Genomic DNA, 14574 nt, shown 5'->3' on the forward strand with positions numbered 1-14574 from the left:
AGAGATAGACTCGGCCCCATGAGCCTGCACCACGCCGACCGCGACGCCGGGTCCGACGACGGGCTCGACGACACCACGACGGACGAGGTCGACCTGCTGGTCGCCGCCTGGCGCCAGGAGCGGCCCGACCTGGACGTGGAGCCGCTCCAGGTGCTCAGCCGGGTCTCCCGGCTCGCCCGCCACCTCGACCGCGCCCGCCGGGCCTCCTTCGCCGAGCACGACCTGGAGACCTGGGAGTTCGACGTGCTCACCGCCCTGCGCAGGGCCGGGGAGCCGTACGAGATGAGCCCCGGGGCGCTGCTGCGCGCGACGCTGGTGACGTCGGGGACGATGACCAACCGGATCGACCGCCTGGCGGCGGCCGGGCTGGTCAGGCGGCGCCCCGACCCCGAGGACCGGCGCGGCGTCCTGGTCTCGCTCACCGACGCCGGGCGTACGCGCGTGGACGGCGCCTTCGCCGACCTGCTGCGCCGCGAGCGCGAACTCCTCTCGGGCCTGGGCGAGCGCGAGCGGCGAACCCTGTCGGACCTGCTGCGCACGCTGCTCGTCCCCTTCGACGCGGGCGACTCCGGGGCGCACTGACCGCCGGCGGAGCGCGCCGATCGTCCGTGGAGCACACCGGCCGCCCACAGAGCGCGCCGATCATCCGCGAGGCACACCGACCGCTCGCGGAGTACACCGGTCATCCGTGGAGCGCGCCGATCATCCGCGCGCGTGCCGGCGACTCGCGGAGCGCGCCGGCCGCCGGAGGACTCACTCGCCCAGGCGGTCGGCCAGCTCCAGCCACTCGCTCTCGATCGCGTCCTTCTCCGCGACGATCTCCTTCAGCTCTGCGTCGAGCGAGGCCAGCCGCCCGTAGTCGGCGGCGGCGTCGGCCATGGACGCGTGCAGCTTCGCCTGGCGGCCGTCCAGCTTCTGGAGCTGGCGCTCCAGGCGGGAGAGCTCCTTGCGCAGGTCGCGCTCGTCGCGCGCCGACAGGCCGGGGCCGGACTCCCTGGCCGCGGTGGAGGAGATCGCCGTGGCCGTGCCCGAGATCGCGCCCGAGGCCGCCCGCGCGGACAGCGCCGCACCCGAGGCCCGCCGGGCCAGGTACTCGTCCACCCCGCCGGGGAGCATCGACAGCCGGTGGTCGCCGAGCAGCGCCACGGTCTTGTCGGTGACCCGCTCCAGGAAGTAGCGGTCGTGGCTCACCAGGATCAGCGTGCCCGGCCAGCCGTCGAGCAGGTCCTCCAGCTCGTTGAGCGTCTCGATGTCGAGATCGTTGGTCGGCTCGTCGAGCAGCAGCACGTTGGGGTCGTCCATCAGCAGGCGGAGCAGCTGCAGGCGGCGGCGCTCGCCACCGGAGAGGTCGCCGACGACCTTCCACTGCGCGTCCCCCTTGAAGCCGAGGCGCTCCAGCAGCTGGGAGGCGGTCCACTCCTTCTTGCCGACCTGGATGAACTTGCGGACCTCCTCGACCGTCTCCAGCACCCGGCGGTCCGGGTCGAGCTCGCCGAGCTCCTGCGACAGGTGCGCCAGGCGGACCGTCTTGCCCTGCACCAGCCTGCCCGAGTCGGGCCGTACGGTCCCGGCGAGCAGCCGCAGCAGGGAGGACTTGCCCGACCCGTTCACGCCGATCAGGCCGACCCGGTCGCCGGGGCCGAACTGCCAGGTCGTGTGGTCCAGCACCAGCGGCCCCTGGCCAGGTCCCCCGGCGTGCAGGGTGACGTCCTCCAGGTCGTACACCGTGCGGCCCAGCCGGGCGGCGGCGAACTTGACCAGCTCGACGCTCTCCCGCGCGGGCGGCTCGTCGGCGATCAGCGCCTGGGCGGCGTCGATGCGGAACTTGGGCTTGGAGGTACGGGCGGGCGGGCCCCGGCGGAGCCAGGCGATCTCCTTGCGCATCAGGTTCTGGCGGCGGGCCTCGGTGGAGGCCGCGACCCGGGCGCGCTCGGCCTTGGCCAGCACGTACGCGGCGTACCCGCCCTCGTAGCGCTCGACCGTGCCGTCCACGACCTCCCAGGTCCTGGTGGAGACCGCGTCCAGGAACCACCGGTCGTGGGTGACGACCACCAGCGCGGTCCTGCGCCCCGCCAGGTGCCTGGCCAGCCAGTCGATGGCCTCGATGTCGAGGTGGTTGGTGGGCTCGTCCAGGATGATGAGGTCGTGCTCGTCGATGAGCAGCTTGGCCAGGGCGGTACGGCGCCGCTCACCGCCCGACAGGCTCCCGGCGAGCGCGGTCAGGTCGATGTCACCGAGCAGGCTGGCCAGGATCTCGCGGATGCCCGCGTCCCCCGCCCACTCGTGCTCGGGCCGCTCACCGAGGACGATGTCGCGCACCGGCCGGGCCGGATCGAGATCGTCCCCCTGGGAGAGCGACCCCACCTGGAGCCCTCGGTTGTGGGTGACCCGCCCGCCGTTGGGCTTGAGATCACCGGCTATCACCGAGATCAGGGTCGTCTTGCCGCCGCCGTTGCGGCCGACCACACCGATGCGGTCACCCGCCTCGATGCCGAGGGAGACGTCGCTGAGCAGGGGCTTGGGACCGTAGGAGTGGGAGACCGACTCAAGATTGACCAGATTCATCGCGACACAAGCGTATCCGCTCCCGGCCGGCGAGGCCCCCGCCCCGGGGGACGGCCCACGTCACCGGGCGTGACCGGGCCGGGCGGGTGCCCGGGACGACGCGGGGAGCCTGGGACGACGCAGGGGCCCGGGACGACGTGGAGGGCTGGGACGACGCAGGGGCCCGGGACGACACGAAGGGCTGGGGCGGCGCCGCCCGACCCGGCGGGACCGGACAGGCCCGGCAGGACCGGACAAGCCCGGCAGGATCGGAGGCCCGGCAGGATCGGCTACGCCGGCACCGGGCCGGGGACGGGGCCGTGGGCGACGATCACGTCACGTGCCACGTCCGCCTCCTTCAGCGACGCGGCCAGCTCGCCCGCGTGCGCCTCCGACCCGGCCAGGAAGGCGCAGGTGGGCCCGGAACCGGAGACCAGCGAGCCGAGGGCGCCGTACTCGCGTCCCGCCGCCAGGGTGCGGGCCAGGGAGCCCTTCAGCATCACCGCCGCGGGCTGCAGGTCGTTGCCGAGGCCGGCGCCGAGGGCCTCGGCGTCCCCGGCGCGGAGCGCGGCCAGCAGCGGCTCGGAGACGCGGGGCCAGGGGGTCTGCTCACCGGTCGCCCGGCGCAGGCGGTCGCACTCGGCGTAGACCGTGGCGGTGGACAGGCCGCCCTCCGCCAACGCGAACACCCAGTGGAAGGTGCCCGACACCTCCAGCGGGGTCAGCCGCTCCCCCCTGCCGGTGCCGACGGCCGTACCGCCGAGCAGGGCGAACGGGACGTCGCTGCCGATGTCGGCGGCGATCTCCATCAGGTCCTCCAGCGGCAGGCCCAGGCCCCACAGCTCGTTGCAGGCGACCAGGGCCGCGGCGGCGTCGGCGCTGCCCCCGGCCATGCCGCCCGCCACCGGGATCGCCTTGCGGATGACCAGGTTCACCCCGTACGAGCGGCCCGCGTGACCGGCCAGCGCGGACGCGGCCCTGATCGCGAGGTTGTCGCCGTCCTCGGGCACCTGGTCGGCCGACTCGCCCTCCACCCGGACGCTCATCCCGGTCTCCGCGGTGGCCGTGACCTCGTCGAAGATCGAGACGGCGTGGAAGACGTTGACGAGGTCGTGGTAGCCGTCGTCCCGCAGCGGCCCGACGGCCAGCTGCAGGTTGACCTTCGCGGGCACGCGGACGGTCACGGAGTTCATGCGTCCCTCACGGAGGCTCGCTCACTGGTCACGACGACAAATCGTAACGGTCTCCCTCACCGCTCACGCAGACGGATCGACGAATCACCCATGTACCGCTGTCGGCGGGCTGATCAGGTCAAATCCCCCTCACCGGTACGGTCGCCGGCACCGCGGTTCCCGGCAGCGCCGGGCCGGGCGTCGTCGTTCCGTGCACCGTCGGGCCGGGCGTCGTCGTTCCGTGCACCGTCGGGCCGGGCGTCGTCGGGCCGGGCGTCGTCGGGCCGGGCGTCGTCCTCGGCACCGCCGGGCCGGGCGCCGCCGTTCCCGGCACCGTCCTCGGTCACGCGGTTCTCGGTCACGCGGTTCTCGGCGATGCGCGCGAAGTCCTCCACGGTGAGCTGCTCACCACGCGCCGACGGGTCGATCCCCGCCGCCCGCAGCGCCCGCTCGGCGGCGGGAGCGCCTCCCGCCCAGGAGGCGAGGGCCGCGCGGAGGGTCTTGCGGCGCTGCGCGAAGGCCGCGTCCACCACCGCGAAGACCTCCCGGCGGGTGGCCACGGTGCTGGGCGGCTCCCGCCGGGTCATCGCCACCAGGCCGGAGTCGACGTTGGGAACCGGCCAGAAGACCGTACGGCCCACCGGCCCGGCCCTGCGGACGTCGGCGTACCAGGCGGCCTTGACCGAGGGGATGCCGTACACCTTGGAGCCCGGGGCGGCGGCCAGCCGGTCGGCGACCTCGGCCTGAACCATGATCAGGACCTTGCGCAGCGAGGGCTGCGTCTCCAGCAGGTGCAGCACCACCGGGACGGACACGTTGTAGGGCAGGTTGGCCACCAGCGCGGTCGGCCTCTCCGCGGGCAGGTCCGCGGGCAGGACGCGCATGGCGTCGGCGAGCACCACGGTGAGCCGGTCGGCCAGGTCGGGCGCGTGCCTGCCGACGGTCAGCGGCAACTGGGCGGCGAGGACGGGGTCGATCTCCACCGCGATGACCCGGCGGGCCTCGGGGAGCAGCGCGAGCGTGAGCGACCCCAGCCCCGGGCCGACCTCGATGACGACGTCGCCGGGGTCGAGCCCGGCGACCCGTACGATCTTGCGGACCGTGCCCGCGTCGATCACGAAGTTCTGGCCGAGCTTCTTCGTGGGGCGGATATTGAGCGTATCCGCCAAAGTACGTATTTCCGCTGGACCGAGAAGGCTCATGCTTGTTCCTCGTACGACGCCACGGATCCGGCACCCGCCGGTCCGCCGCGCTCCCCTGCTCGTCCGCCTCGATCAGCCAAGGTCGCTCTCCAATGCCATCCGACAAGTTTCCCGCACGGAAGCCCCGGCACGAACGTGTGATGGAACACGAGAGGTTCCGTTGTGGATAACGTTGCCCTACTCGGGACCAACGGCGAGGAAGGGACCCTTCCCGGTGAAGAGGACGTGAACCAGCCCGGCGTCGAAGGGTTACGGCCCGCCGACCCCGAGCAGATCGGGAGTTACCGCCTGCTCGGCCGCCTGGGCGAGGGCGGAATGGGGACCGTCTACCTGGCGCTGGCCCCGGCCGGGCGGCCGGTGGCGCTCAAGGTCGTGAAGGCGGAGTTCGCGATCGAGGAGGGCTTCGCGTCGCGGTTCCACGCGGAGGTCGAGAACGCGCGGCGGGTGGCGTCCTTCTGCACCGCGCAGGTGCTGGACAACGGCACCGCCGACGACGGCCGGCCGTACATGGTCACCGAGTACATCGCGGGCACGCCGCTCTCCCGGCAGATCTCCGGGCACGGAGCGCTGGAGGCCGGGACGCTGCACGGCGTGGCGCTGGGGGTGGCGGCGGCGCTGGCCGCGATCCACGTCTCCGGGCTGGTGCACCGCGACCTCAAGCCCGCCAACGTGATCCTGTCCATGTCGGGACCCCGGGTGATCGACTTCGGTATCGCCAGGGCGCTGGACTCCACGCACAGTTTCACCCGTTCGGGCGAGGTGCTCGGCAGCCCGGGCTGGTGGGCCCCCGAGCAGGTCCGCGGCCTGGAGATCACCCCGGCCGCCGACATCTTCGCCTGGGGCTGCCTGGTCGCGTACGCGGGCAACGGCCGCCACCCCTACGGGCGGGGCGACCTGATGACGATGGCGACCCGGCTGCTCAACACCCCGCCGGACCTGGGCGCGCTCCCGGCCCCGCTGAACGACCTGGTGCGGCTGGCGACCGCGATGGACCCCTATCGGCGGCCCAGCGCCCAGGACCTGCTGATCGCCCTGGTGGGCGGCCAGATCGCGGCCCCCGCCGCGCCGGCCCCGCTCCCGGCCGACCCGCCCACCCTGATCGCCACCGACCTGCTGAACGAGTCGTGGCTGCCGCCCTCCAACGTGGAACCCGACTCCACCCAGACCCTCAGCGCGCTGAACCTGGACGCGGGGTTCGACGACCCGGCCACGGCGCCGACGCCCGTGCCCTCCAGGTTCACGAGCCGCAGGCCGCTGCCCCCGGCCCGCCCCCCGGTCCCACCGCCGGTGACCCTCCCGCCGGCGACGACACCGTCCGCGTCACCGACGAAGCCGGGGACGTCGGGGGCGCCGGGAACGCCGCCGGTGGCCGCGGACCCGGCCACGGCACCCGCCCCGGCCTCGCCCCCCTCGTCCCCCGCGACGCGCGTCGACTCCTCGACGTCGCCCTCGTACTCGTTCGCCGGCCCCTTCCAGAACCGGGCCGGGGAAGGGAGCGAGGGCCGCTCCTCCACCCCGCCGCCGCGTCCCTCGTTCCCGCCCGCGGCCGGCCCGGACGCGCCGGACGGCGAGAGGGCGGGCTCCACCGGGACAGCGCCCCGCAGGCGCTGGCTCTTCGCCGGGCTGGCCGCGCTCGCGGCGCTGGTCGTCACGGTCGTCGTACTGCTGAACACCGGTACCACCAGGTCGGGGGGAACCGCGCGCGGCGACCTCGCCGGCACCGCAGGCACCGCCGTCAGCGACGTGGGCCACCGGATCGCCACCGGCGCCCGCGTCAAGGACCCAGAATTGATCATCACGCGCTCCCCCGCCTGCGAGCTGACCTCCTACCAGGGGACCACCCCGGAACGCGGGCGTTTCTGCACGATCCCCTGGACGCTGGTCAACACCGGCGGGGAGACCGTCTCGCTCGCCCCCGCCCCGCTCACCCTCCAGGACGACCGTGGCGCGACCCACCAGGCCCACAGGGCCTCGACGGGCCTGCCGTCCACCCTGCCCCCGGGGGCCCGCGCGGACGGCGTCCTCGTGTACGACCTGCCTCCCTCCCGCAGGCCCGCGAAGCTGACCGGCGTGGTGATCAAGGGGGGCTCCGACGTGGAGGTGAGGTTCTCGTGAGACCGCTGCTCGCCGTCCTGACCGCGACCGCGGTCGCCGTGCTGTCACCGGCCGGGACCCCCCTGACCGCCTCGGCCGCCACCTCGTCCGCTCCCCTGACCGCCGTCCCGGCGGCCCCGGCCGGCGCGGCGGCCGTCGTCCCGGCCCCGGCCTCGCCCACGGACTGCTCCGGGACGGGGACGAGCGACTTCGACGGGGACGGTGTCGACGACGCCGCCGCCGGTGACCCGTTCACCGACCCCGGCGGGGCGGCGGGCGCCGGGGCCGTGCACGTGCTGTTCAGCCGCGGCGAGAGAGGAAAGGTCGTGACCGCGCCCACGCCCGGGGCGGGAGACGGGTTCGGCTGGTCGGTGCGGCTGGCCGAGATCAACGCCGACGGATGCGCCGACCTGCTGGTCGGCGCGCCGTACACGGACGTCGGGGGCCGCAAGGACGCGGGAGCGGTCTACGTGATCTACGGCGGCCCGGCGGGCAGGACGGTTCGGCTGGTCGCCCCCGAGCCGGAGGCCGACGCCCACTTCGGCTGGTCCGTGACCTCCGGCGCGTCCCTGGTGGCGGTGGGCGCCCCGCACGAGGACGCCGACGGCGTGACCGACTCCGGCGCGGCCTACGTGTTCGACGTCTCGGCGCCCGGCCCCGGCAGGCGCGTCTCCCAGGAGACCGGGGGCGTCCCGGGCAACGGCGAGGACGGCGACATGTTCGGCTGGTCGCTGGCGATCGGCAGGCTGGGCGGCGAGGCGGGCGATCTCGACCTCGCGGTCGGTGCCCCGTACGAGAACGACGACGGGGCGGGCCGCCAGAGCGGCGGGGGCAAGCGCGACTCGGGATCGATCGCGGTGGTCTTCGACGTGAACCGGGAACGGGACACGTACAGGAGCAGGAAGTGGGACCTGCGCGAGGTCGCCGACACCGACGAGGACGACCGGTTCGGGTACGCGATGTCCTACGCCCAGCAGGGCGACGTCGGCTACCTCGCGGTGAGCGCCCCGCTCGGTGACGGCGGGGGCGTGCCGGACACCGGGCTCGTCCAGCTCTTCCAGGCCTCCAGCTCCCTGGAGCTCACCACGGCGGCCACCCTCCACCAGGACACCGGGAACGCCACGGGCGACGGGTACGGGATGTCGCTGGCCCTCAACGCCGAGGGGGGCGTCAGGCTCGCCGTGGGCGTGCCCTTCGACGGCAAGGACCAGAAGGGCGGCGTGCACCTGGTGACGGTGGGCGACGGGACGCCGGGACGCATGATCGCCCAGGGCGGGGCCGGGGACCACTTCGGCCGGTCGGTGGGCTTCAGCGGCAACCGGCTGGTCGTCGGCGCCCCCGACCGGGCGGGCTCGGGAGCGGTCGTCCTGCTGGGCCGCAACGACGCCGAGGGGCTCGTGCTCGCGCCGGGCACCGGCAGGATCCCGGACGTCGACGGTGCCGCCCCCGTCGAGTTCGGCTCCACCGTGGGCTGATCCCGTTTCCGCGGCCTCGGGCCGGGACGCTCACCAGGAGCCGAAGACGTTCTCCCCGTTGGCGCTGACGGCGGCGGCGAGGGCGGCGACGTCCATTCCCTTGACGTCGGCGAGGCAGCGCAGCGTGAGCGGGATGAGGTAGGGCGCGTTGGGCTTGCCCCGGTGCGGCGTGGGCGGCAGGTAGGGCGCGTCGGTCTCGACGAGGATGAGCTCGGGGGGTGCGACGCGGGCGGCCTCGCGCAGGTATCCGGCGTTCTTGTAGGTGACCGGCCCGGAGAACGACATGAAGTAGCCGGCGTCGACGCACCGTTCCGCCATGCCGGCGTCGCCGGAGAAGCTGTGGAAGACCACGACCTCGGGGGCGCCCTGGTCGGCCAGCACGCGCAGCACGTCGTCGTGGGCCTCGCGGTCGTGGATCACCAGTGCCTTGCCGGTCCGCTTGGCGATCTCGATGTGCGCCCGGAAGCTCGCGTGCTGGTCCTCCCTGGAGGCCCAGTCGCGGTAGTAGTCGAGCCCGGTCTCGCCCACCGCCCGCACGTGCGGCAGGCGGGCCAGCTCCTCGATCTCGGCGAGGGTCTCCGGCGTCGCGGAGTGCGCCTCGTTGGGGTGGACGGCCACCCCGGCGTACACGTCGGCGTGCAGGGCGGCCGTCTCGGCGTTCCAGCGCGAGGACGGCAGGTCGTAGCCGATCGTGACGAGCCGGGTCACCCCGACGGCGCGGGCGTCGTCGAGGATGCCCTCGACACCGGCCCGGGCCGCCTGTGCCGCCTGGGCGACCGGGTCCCCCGAGGAGGCCTTGCGGTCGCCCACCATGATGTCCAGGTGGCAGTGGCTGTCGAACACCTCTGCCGGGAGGGGTTCGGGGGCGGCGGGAAGCTTCGTGGCGCTCACGCCGCCCAACCTATCGAGACTCCGGGACGGCCCGCACCGGCCCCCGTCGCCGAGGGCCGCCCCCGGCGACCCGCACCACGGGCACGGCCCGCCCGGGACGTGCCGGGCGGGCCGTGATCGTTCGTCGCCGGTACGGCCGGGGCCTGGGGCCCCGCCCGGACGTCACTCCGCCAGGCGGGCCAGCTCCTCTTCGACGATCTTCGGGTCGAGCTTGGCGAACAGCGGGGTGGGCGGGGCCAGCGGGGAGCCCACCCGGATCGGCATCGACTCCCAGCGCGCGGCGTCGCCCTCGTAGGAGCCGGTGATGATCGGGTAGGTCCGGCCGTCGTCGTCGGTGACCTCGTGGATCTCCGGCATGCCCGACCAGACGCCGGTGCCGCCGAGCATCGCGTAGATCTTGTTCGAGGAGTTGGGCAGCACCGGGGTCAGCAGGGTCTTGGCGTCGTCGACCACCTGCAGCGCCACGTGCAGGATGGTCTTCACCCGCTCGGGGTTGTCCTTGATCTTCCAGGGCTCCTGCTCGGCCAGGTACCTGTTGGCCTCGCGGATGACCTCGAACGCCTCGTTCGTCGCGTTCTTGAACCGGCAGTGGTGGAACTCGGCCGCGGCCTTGGGGAAGGCCGAGCGGCTGCGCTCCAGCATCACCCGGTCGGCGTCGGTGAACTCGCCCGCCTCGGGCACGACCCCGAAGTTCTTGGCGGCCATCGAGATCGACCGGTTCACCAGGTTGCCCCAGGCGGCCACCAGCTCGCCGTTGTTGCGGTTGAGGAACTCCGACCAGGTGAAGTCGGTGTCCTGGTTCTCCGGGCCGGCCACCGCGATGTAGTAGCGCAGCGCGTCGGCGTCGTAGCGCTCCAGGAAGTCGCGCACGTAGATGACGACCTGGCGGGAGGAGGAGAACTTGCGCCCCTCCATGGTCAGGAACTCGCTGGAGACGACCTCGGAGGGCAGGTTCAGCGCGCCGAACGAGCCCGGCTCGCCCCCGCGGGCCGCCTGGCCGTTGTAGCCGAGCAGCATCGCCGGCCAGATCTCCGCGTGGAAGACGATGTTGTCCTTGCCCATGAAGTAGTAGCCCAGGGAGTCGGGCTCCTGCCACCACGCGCGCCACGCCTCGGGGTCGCCGGAGCGGCGGGCCCACTCGATGGAGGCGCTGAGGTAGCCCACGACCGCGTCGAACCAGACGTAGAGCCGCTTGTTGGCCTGGTCGCTCCAGCCCTCCAGCGGGATCGGCACGCCCCAGTCGAGGTCACGGCTGATCGCCCGGGGGTGCATGTCGCCGAGCATGTTGAGGGCGAACTTCAGCACGTTGGGCCGCCAGTCGCCCTCCTTGGAGGTCAGCCACGACGCCAGGACCTCGGCGAACGCCGGCAGGTCCAGCATGAAGTGCTCGGTCTCCACGAAGACCGGCGTCTCGCCGTTGACCTTGCTGACCGGGTTGATCAGCTGGACCGGGTCGAGCTGGTTGCCGCAGTTGTCGCACTGGTCGCCGCGGGCGCCCTCGTAGCCGCAGATGGGACAGGTGCCCTCGATGTAGCGGTCGGGCAGGGTGCGGCCGGTGGAGGGCGAGATGGCGCCCATGGTGGTCTGAGGGAAGATGTAGCCGTTGGCGTGGAGCCCCGTGAAGATCTCCTGCGCCACCGCGTAGTGGTTCTCGGTGGTGGTCCGGGTGAACAGGTCGTAGGAGAGACCCAGCGCCTGGAGATCCTCGACGATCACCCGGTTGTAGCGGTCGGCGAGCTCCCCCGCGGTGAGGCCTTCCTTGTCGGCCTGCACCTGGATCGGGGTGCCGTGCTCGTCGGTCCCGCTCACCATGAGGACCTTGTTGCCCGCCATCCGCTGGTAGCGGCTGAAGACGTCGGACGGCACGCCGAATCCGGATACGTGCCCGATGTGGCGGGGGCCGTTGGCATAGGGCCAGGCGACCGCGGTCAGGATGTGCTGGGACATGGTGTCAAGCCTAAGGGACGTCGGCTCGGACCTCGCTCAGGTTTTGTCGCTCTCCAGGTCGCCCACGCTCACCGGGACGTCGGCCGGATCGCCCGCGGCGGCCCGGCTGACGGCCTCGGCGGCCTCCTCGGCGGCGGAGGCGGCCACGTCGATGGGGGTCTCCTTGGTACGCCGGATGCCCAGGATGCTGATGAACAGGGCCGCGAAGATCGTCTGGAAGCTCACGATCAGCGCGGTGGCCGAGGGCACGACGAGGCGCAGCGACTCCGAGGGGATCAGCGGGCCGAAGCTGCGCGTCTGCCAGTGGACCAGTGAGGCCACCAGGCCCGCCAGGCCCGCCAGGGCCAGCAGGCCGCCGACCACGAGCCCTTTCTCCAGGGAGACGATGTCGACGAGCTTGCGCACCCGCCGGCTCTCCGGCAGGAAGCCCTCCTCGGCCGCGTAGACCTTGGCGAACAGGGCGAACAGCACCGCCTGGAAGCCGATCACCACCATGGCGGAGGCGCCGACCAGGGTGTCGACGTCGAAGGCGAGCTTGCCGATGTAGACCGGGCCGAAGGTCAGGGCGGCGCCCGCGACCAGGCCGAGGGTCATCACGACCAGGCCGGGGATGAAGAACAGCCAGCGCGGGCTGTAGAGCAGCAGGAAGCGCAGGTGGCGCCAGCCGTCCCGCCAGGAGCGCAGGTGCGGCGGGCGGGAGCGGCCGTCGGGCGAGAGCGTGGTGGGCACCTCGCGCACGTCCAGCCCGGACAGGGTGGAGCGGACGACCATCTCGCTGGCGAACTCCATGCCGCCGGTCTGCAGGCCGAGCCGCAGGATGGAGTCGCGCCGGAAGCCGCGCAGGCCGCAGTGGAAGTCGCCGATCGCGCTGGGGAAGAACAGCCGCCCGACGAAGGAGAGCACCGGGTTGCCCAGGTAGCGGTGGAGCGGGGGCATGGCGCCCGGCGCGATGCCGCCCCTGAAGCGGTTGCCCATGACCAGGTCGGCCCCGTCGCGGAGCTGCTCGACGAACGGCAGCAGCCCGGTGAAGTCGTAGGAGTCGTCGGCGTCTCCCATGATCACGTAACGGCCCCGGGCGGCGCGGATGCCTCCCATCAGCGCATTGCCGTACCCCTTGGCGTCGACGTGCACGACGCGGGCCCCGGCCTCGCGGGCGAGCTGCTGGGAGCCGTCCGTACTGCCGTTGTCGGCGATCAGGACTTCCCCGTCGATCCCGTGCTCCCGCATGCAGGCGAGTGCCTTGCGTACGCAGGTCTCCACGGTCTCCGCCTCGTTCAAGCAAGGCATGACCACGGTCAGTTCCACGTCTCAACCCTTCACTCGCGGCACAGCTCAATCTCACCATGATGCCCTCTGCGAGAGGGTGGCCGGGTCAACTCCCTGAAACGGGCTGGCATCCTGTAATGCATGGTGACCGTCACCGACCGCCCTCGCCTGGACGCTCTTCCGCCCGAGCGGGGCGCTCGCCTGCGAGCCTTCCTGTACCGGCATCGTCTCTTCGTGGCCGCCCTCGCGCTGGCGTTCCTGCTGCGTGTGGTCACCATGCTCGGCTACGGCCCGGCCCTGTGGTTCAACGACTCCTACGAGTACGTCTCGGGGGCCGTCAACCCGAGCCGGCCCAGCGCCCTGCGCCCGAACGGCTACTCCTTCCTGCTGCTGACGCTGAGGCCGCTGCACAGCTTCGCGCTGGTGACCTTCGTCCAGCACCTGATGGGCCTGGGCATCGCGACCCTGGTCTACGCCCTGCTGCGCGCCAGGTTCGGGCTGCCCGGCTGGGGGGCGACGCTGGCCGCGGTGCCGGTGCTGTTCGACGCGTACCAGATCCAGCTCGAACACCTGATCATGTCCGACGCGATGTTCATGCTGCTGGTGGTGGGCGTGATCACGCTGGTGCTCTGGCACCGGCGGATGTCGTGGCGGCTCGGCGCGGTGGTCGGGCTGCTGCTGGCCCTCACCGCCCTGACCCGGTCGATCGGGCTGCCGATCCTCGCGCTGGTCGTGGTCTACCTGATGGTCAAGCGCACCGCCTGGAGGACGATCGCGGCGATGGTGATCGCGTGCGCCCTCCCGGTGACCGGCTACATGGCCTGGTTCGCCTCGGCGCACGGCAACGTCGCGATGACCAACAGCGACGGCGCGATCCTCTACATGCGCACGGCGCTCTTCGCCGACTGCACGAAGATGGGGGTGGACCCGCGCAAGGAGCTGGAGCTGGCGCTGCTGTGCATCAGCGTGCCGCCGCGGGAGCGTGGGCAGTTCGGGCAGAAGTACCTCTGGTGGGCGCAGAACGGCCAGCGCTTCCACGCCTTCGGGGTGGGCAGCACGTTCACGCCGGAGATGAACAAGACCGCGGGCGCGTTCGCCCAGCGGGCGATCCTGTCCCAGCCCCTGGACTATCTCGGCACCGTGGCCGGCGACTTCCTCCGCGCCTTCCACTGGGGCCGGCCGCGGTTCCCCGACACCCAGACCTACCTGCAGTACGAGTTCCCGGCGACGAACAAGGTGCTGCCCGCCTGGTCGTCGTACCGGGGCAGCACCGACACCGACGCGCGCGCGTACGACCCGGGCCTGCGGATCGCGCGGATCCAGGACAAGCCGCGCGTGATCGGCACCGACCTCAGCGACCCGTGGGCCACCTTCCTGCAGGGCTACCAGCGGGTCGTCCGGGTGCCCGGCATCGTGATCGGCGCGCTGCTGCTGGTCGGCCTGGCCGGGGTGGTGGTGCGCTGGCGCAGGCTGGGCGGGGCCGTGCTGCTGCCGTGGCTGGCGGCGTTCGGGCTCATCCTGGCCCCGGCGGCGACGGCGGAGTTCGACTACCGCTACCTGCTGCCCGCGGTGCCGCTGGCCTGCATGGCGGCGGCGATCTCGCTGCGCCGCGGGTTCTCCCGGCCCGCCGCCGCACCGGCCCCCGCCGCGCCGGACGCGCCGGAGGCCCTCACACCCAGCCGCGGAACAGCATCCGCGCCCACCACTGCGAGTGCGGGATGACCTCGGCCACCAGCACCGGGTAGAGCCACCAGAAGTTGACCAGTGCCAGCAGGGTGAAGGCGCCCACGACCGCGGCGCCGACCGCCCTGCGGTTGGGCGTGGCGCCCGCCCTCCCGATGATCAGGCCGGCGGCCATGGTCAGCGCGAGGATCATGAACGGCACCATGGTGATCGCGTAGAACAAGAACATGGTCCTGTTGTCGGCCAGGGCGTAGTAGAACCAGGGCAGCCATCCGGCGGCGTAGGCGAGCAGGACGGCTC

9 protein-coding genes and 2 pseudogenes are annotated in these 14574 nt (G+C 72.8%); 4 read left to right on the top strand and 7 right to left on the bottom strand.

Annotation, left to right across the window (positions count from 1 at the left end; genetic code table 11):
• The first annotated feature begins 18 nt into the window (after positions 1 to 18).
• Positions 19 to 582 (top strand): MarR family winged helix-turn-helix transcriptional regulator, encoded by a 564-nt coding sequence (locus ACLQ2R_RS38405; protein ID WP_425966346.1) that lies wholly within the window; start codon positions 19 to 21, stop codon positions 580 to 582.
• A 171-nt stretch (positions 583 to 753) separates the two neighbouring features.
• Here the strand turns inward: ACLQ2R_RS38405 and ACLQ2R_RS38410 are convergent, their stop codons facing one another.
• The 3 genes and pseudogenes from ACLQ2R_RS38410 to rsmA form a co-directional block, all read right to left on the bottom strand.
• Positions 754 to 2565, bottom strand: a complete 1812-nt coding sequence (locus ACLQ2R_RS38410) for an ABC-F family ATP-binding cassette domain-containing protein (protein WP_425966347.1) — start codon at positions 2563 to 2565, stop codon at positions 754 to 756.
• Between the two features lie 269 nt (positions 2566 to 2834).
• Complete coding sequence (locus ACLQ2R_RS38415; protein ID WP_425966348.1) at positions 2835 to 3737, bottom strand: 4-(cytidine 5'-diphospho)-2-C-methyl-D-erythritol kinase; 903 nt, start codon at positions 3735 to 3737, stop codon at positions 2835 to 2837.
• 341 nt (positions 3738 to 4078) lie between these two features.
• Positions 4079 to 4918, bottom strand: a pseudogene (rsmA, locus tag ACLQ2R_RS38420) (16S rRNA (adenine(1518)-N(6)/adenine(1519)-N(6))-dimethyltransferase RsmA); the annotation flags it as partial.
• Between the two features lie 225 nt (positions 4919 to 5143).
• On the opposite strand from rsmA, the gene ACLQ2R_RS38425 reads away from it, so the two are divergent.
• The gene (locus tag ACLQ2R_RS38425; RefSeq protein WP_425966349.1) at positions 5144 to 7033 is read left to right on the top strand and encodes a serine/threonine-protein kinase; all 1890 of its coding nucleotides are present in this window, start codon (positions 5144 to 5146) and stop codon (positions 7031 to 7033) included.
• Positions 7030 to 8487 carry a hypothetical protein gene (locus tag ACLQ2R_RS38430; RefSeq protein ID WP_425966350.1) on the top strand — a complete coding sequence of 486 codons (1458 nt, stop codon included), beginning with the start codon at positions 7030 to 7032 and terminating at the stop codon, positions 8485 to 8487. Before ACLQ2R_RS38425 ends, ACLQ2R_RS38430 begins: the two co-directional genes overlap by 4 nt.
• A 30-nt stretch (positions 8488 to 8517) precedes the next feature.
• Here ACLQ2R_RS38430 and ACLQ2R_RS38435 read toward each other — a convergent pair whose 3' ends face one another.
• The 3 genes from ACLQ2R_RS38435 to ACLQ2R_RS38445 all read right to left on the bottom strand — a co-directional run bounded on the left by ACLQ2R_RS38435 (position 8518) and on the right by ACLQ2R_RS38445 (position 12630).
• Positions 8518 to 9378, bottom strand: coding sequence for a TatD family hydrolase (locus ACLQ2R_RS38435; RefSeq protein WP_425966351.1), 861 nt, complete (start codon positions 9376 to 9378; stop codon positions 8518 to 8520).
• A 162-nt stretch (positions 9379 to 9540) separates the two neighbouring features.
• The gene (gene metG, locus ACLQ2R_RS38440) at positions 9541 to 11325 is read right to left on the bottom strand and encodes a methionine--tRNA ligase (protein ID WP_425966352.1); all 1785 of its coding nucleotides are present in this window, start codon (positions 11323 to 11325) and stop codon (positions 9541 to 9543) included.
• Positions 11326 to 11361: 36 nt separating this feature from the next.
• Entirely contained in the window at positions 11362 to 12630 is a 1269-nt protein-coding gene (locus tag ACLQ2R_RS38445) for a glycosyltransferase (protein WP_425966353.1), read from the bottom strand.
• A 102-nt stretch (positions 12631 to 12732) separates the two neighbouring features.
• Between ACLQ2R_RS38445 and ACLQ2R_RS38450 the strand changes: the two genes are divergently transcribed.
• Entirely contained in the window at positions 12733 to 14313 is a 1581-nt protein-coding gene (locus ACLQ2R_RS38450) for a hypothetical protein (protein WP_425966354.1), read from the top strand.
• On the opposite strand, the pseudogene ACLQ2R_RS38455 reads toward ACLQ2R_RS38450, so the two are convergent.
• Positions 14261 to 14574, bottom strand: a pseudogene (locus ACLQ2R_RS38455) (phospholipid carrier-dependent glycosyltransferase); the annotation flags it as partial. The gene ACLQ2R_RS38450 and the pseudogene ACLQ2R_RS38455 sit on opposite strands and share 53 nt — an antisense overlap.

Origin of the sequence: Streptosporangium sp. DT93, from assembly GCF_049844535.1 — a bacterium.
Taxonomy (GTDB): Bacteria; Actinomycetota; Actinomycetes; order Streptosporangiales; family Streptosporangiaceae; genus Streptosporangium.

Excerpts from the sequence above, each read along its gene's own strand:
- ACLQ2R_RS38450 (WP_425966354.1), top strand. The coding sequence starts at position 12,733 with ATGGTGACCGTCACCGACCGCCCTCGCCTGGACGCTCTTCCGCCCGAG.
- ACLQ2R_RS38410 (WP_425966347.1), bottom strand. The coding sequence starts at position 2,565 with ATGAATCTGGTCAATCTTGAGTCGGTCTCCCACTCCTACGGTCCCAAG.
- ACLQ2R_RS38415 (WP_425966348.1), bottom strand. The coding sequence starts at position 3,737 with ATGAACTCCGTGACCGTCCGCGTGCCCGCGAAGGTCAACCTGCAGCTG.
- ACLQ2R_RS38405 (WP_425966346.1), top strand. The coding sequence starts at position 19 with ATGAGCCTGCACCACGCCGACCGCGACGCCGGGTCCGACGACGGGCTC.
- metG (WP_425966352.1), bottom strand. The coding sequence starts at position 11,325 with ATGTCCCAGCACATCCTGACCGCGGTCGCCTGGCCCTATGCCAACGGC.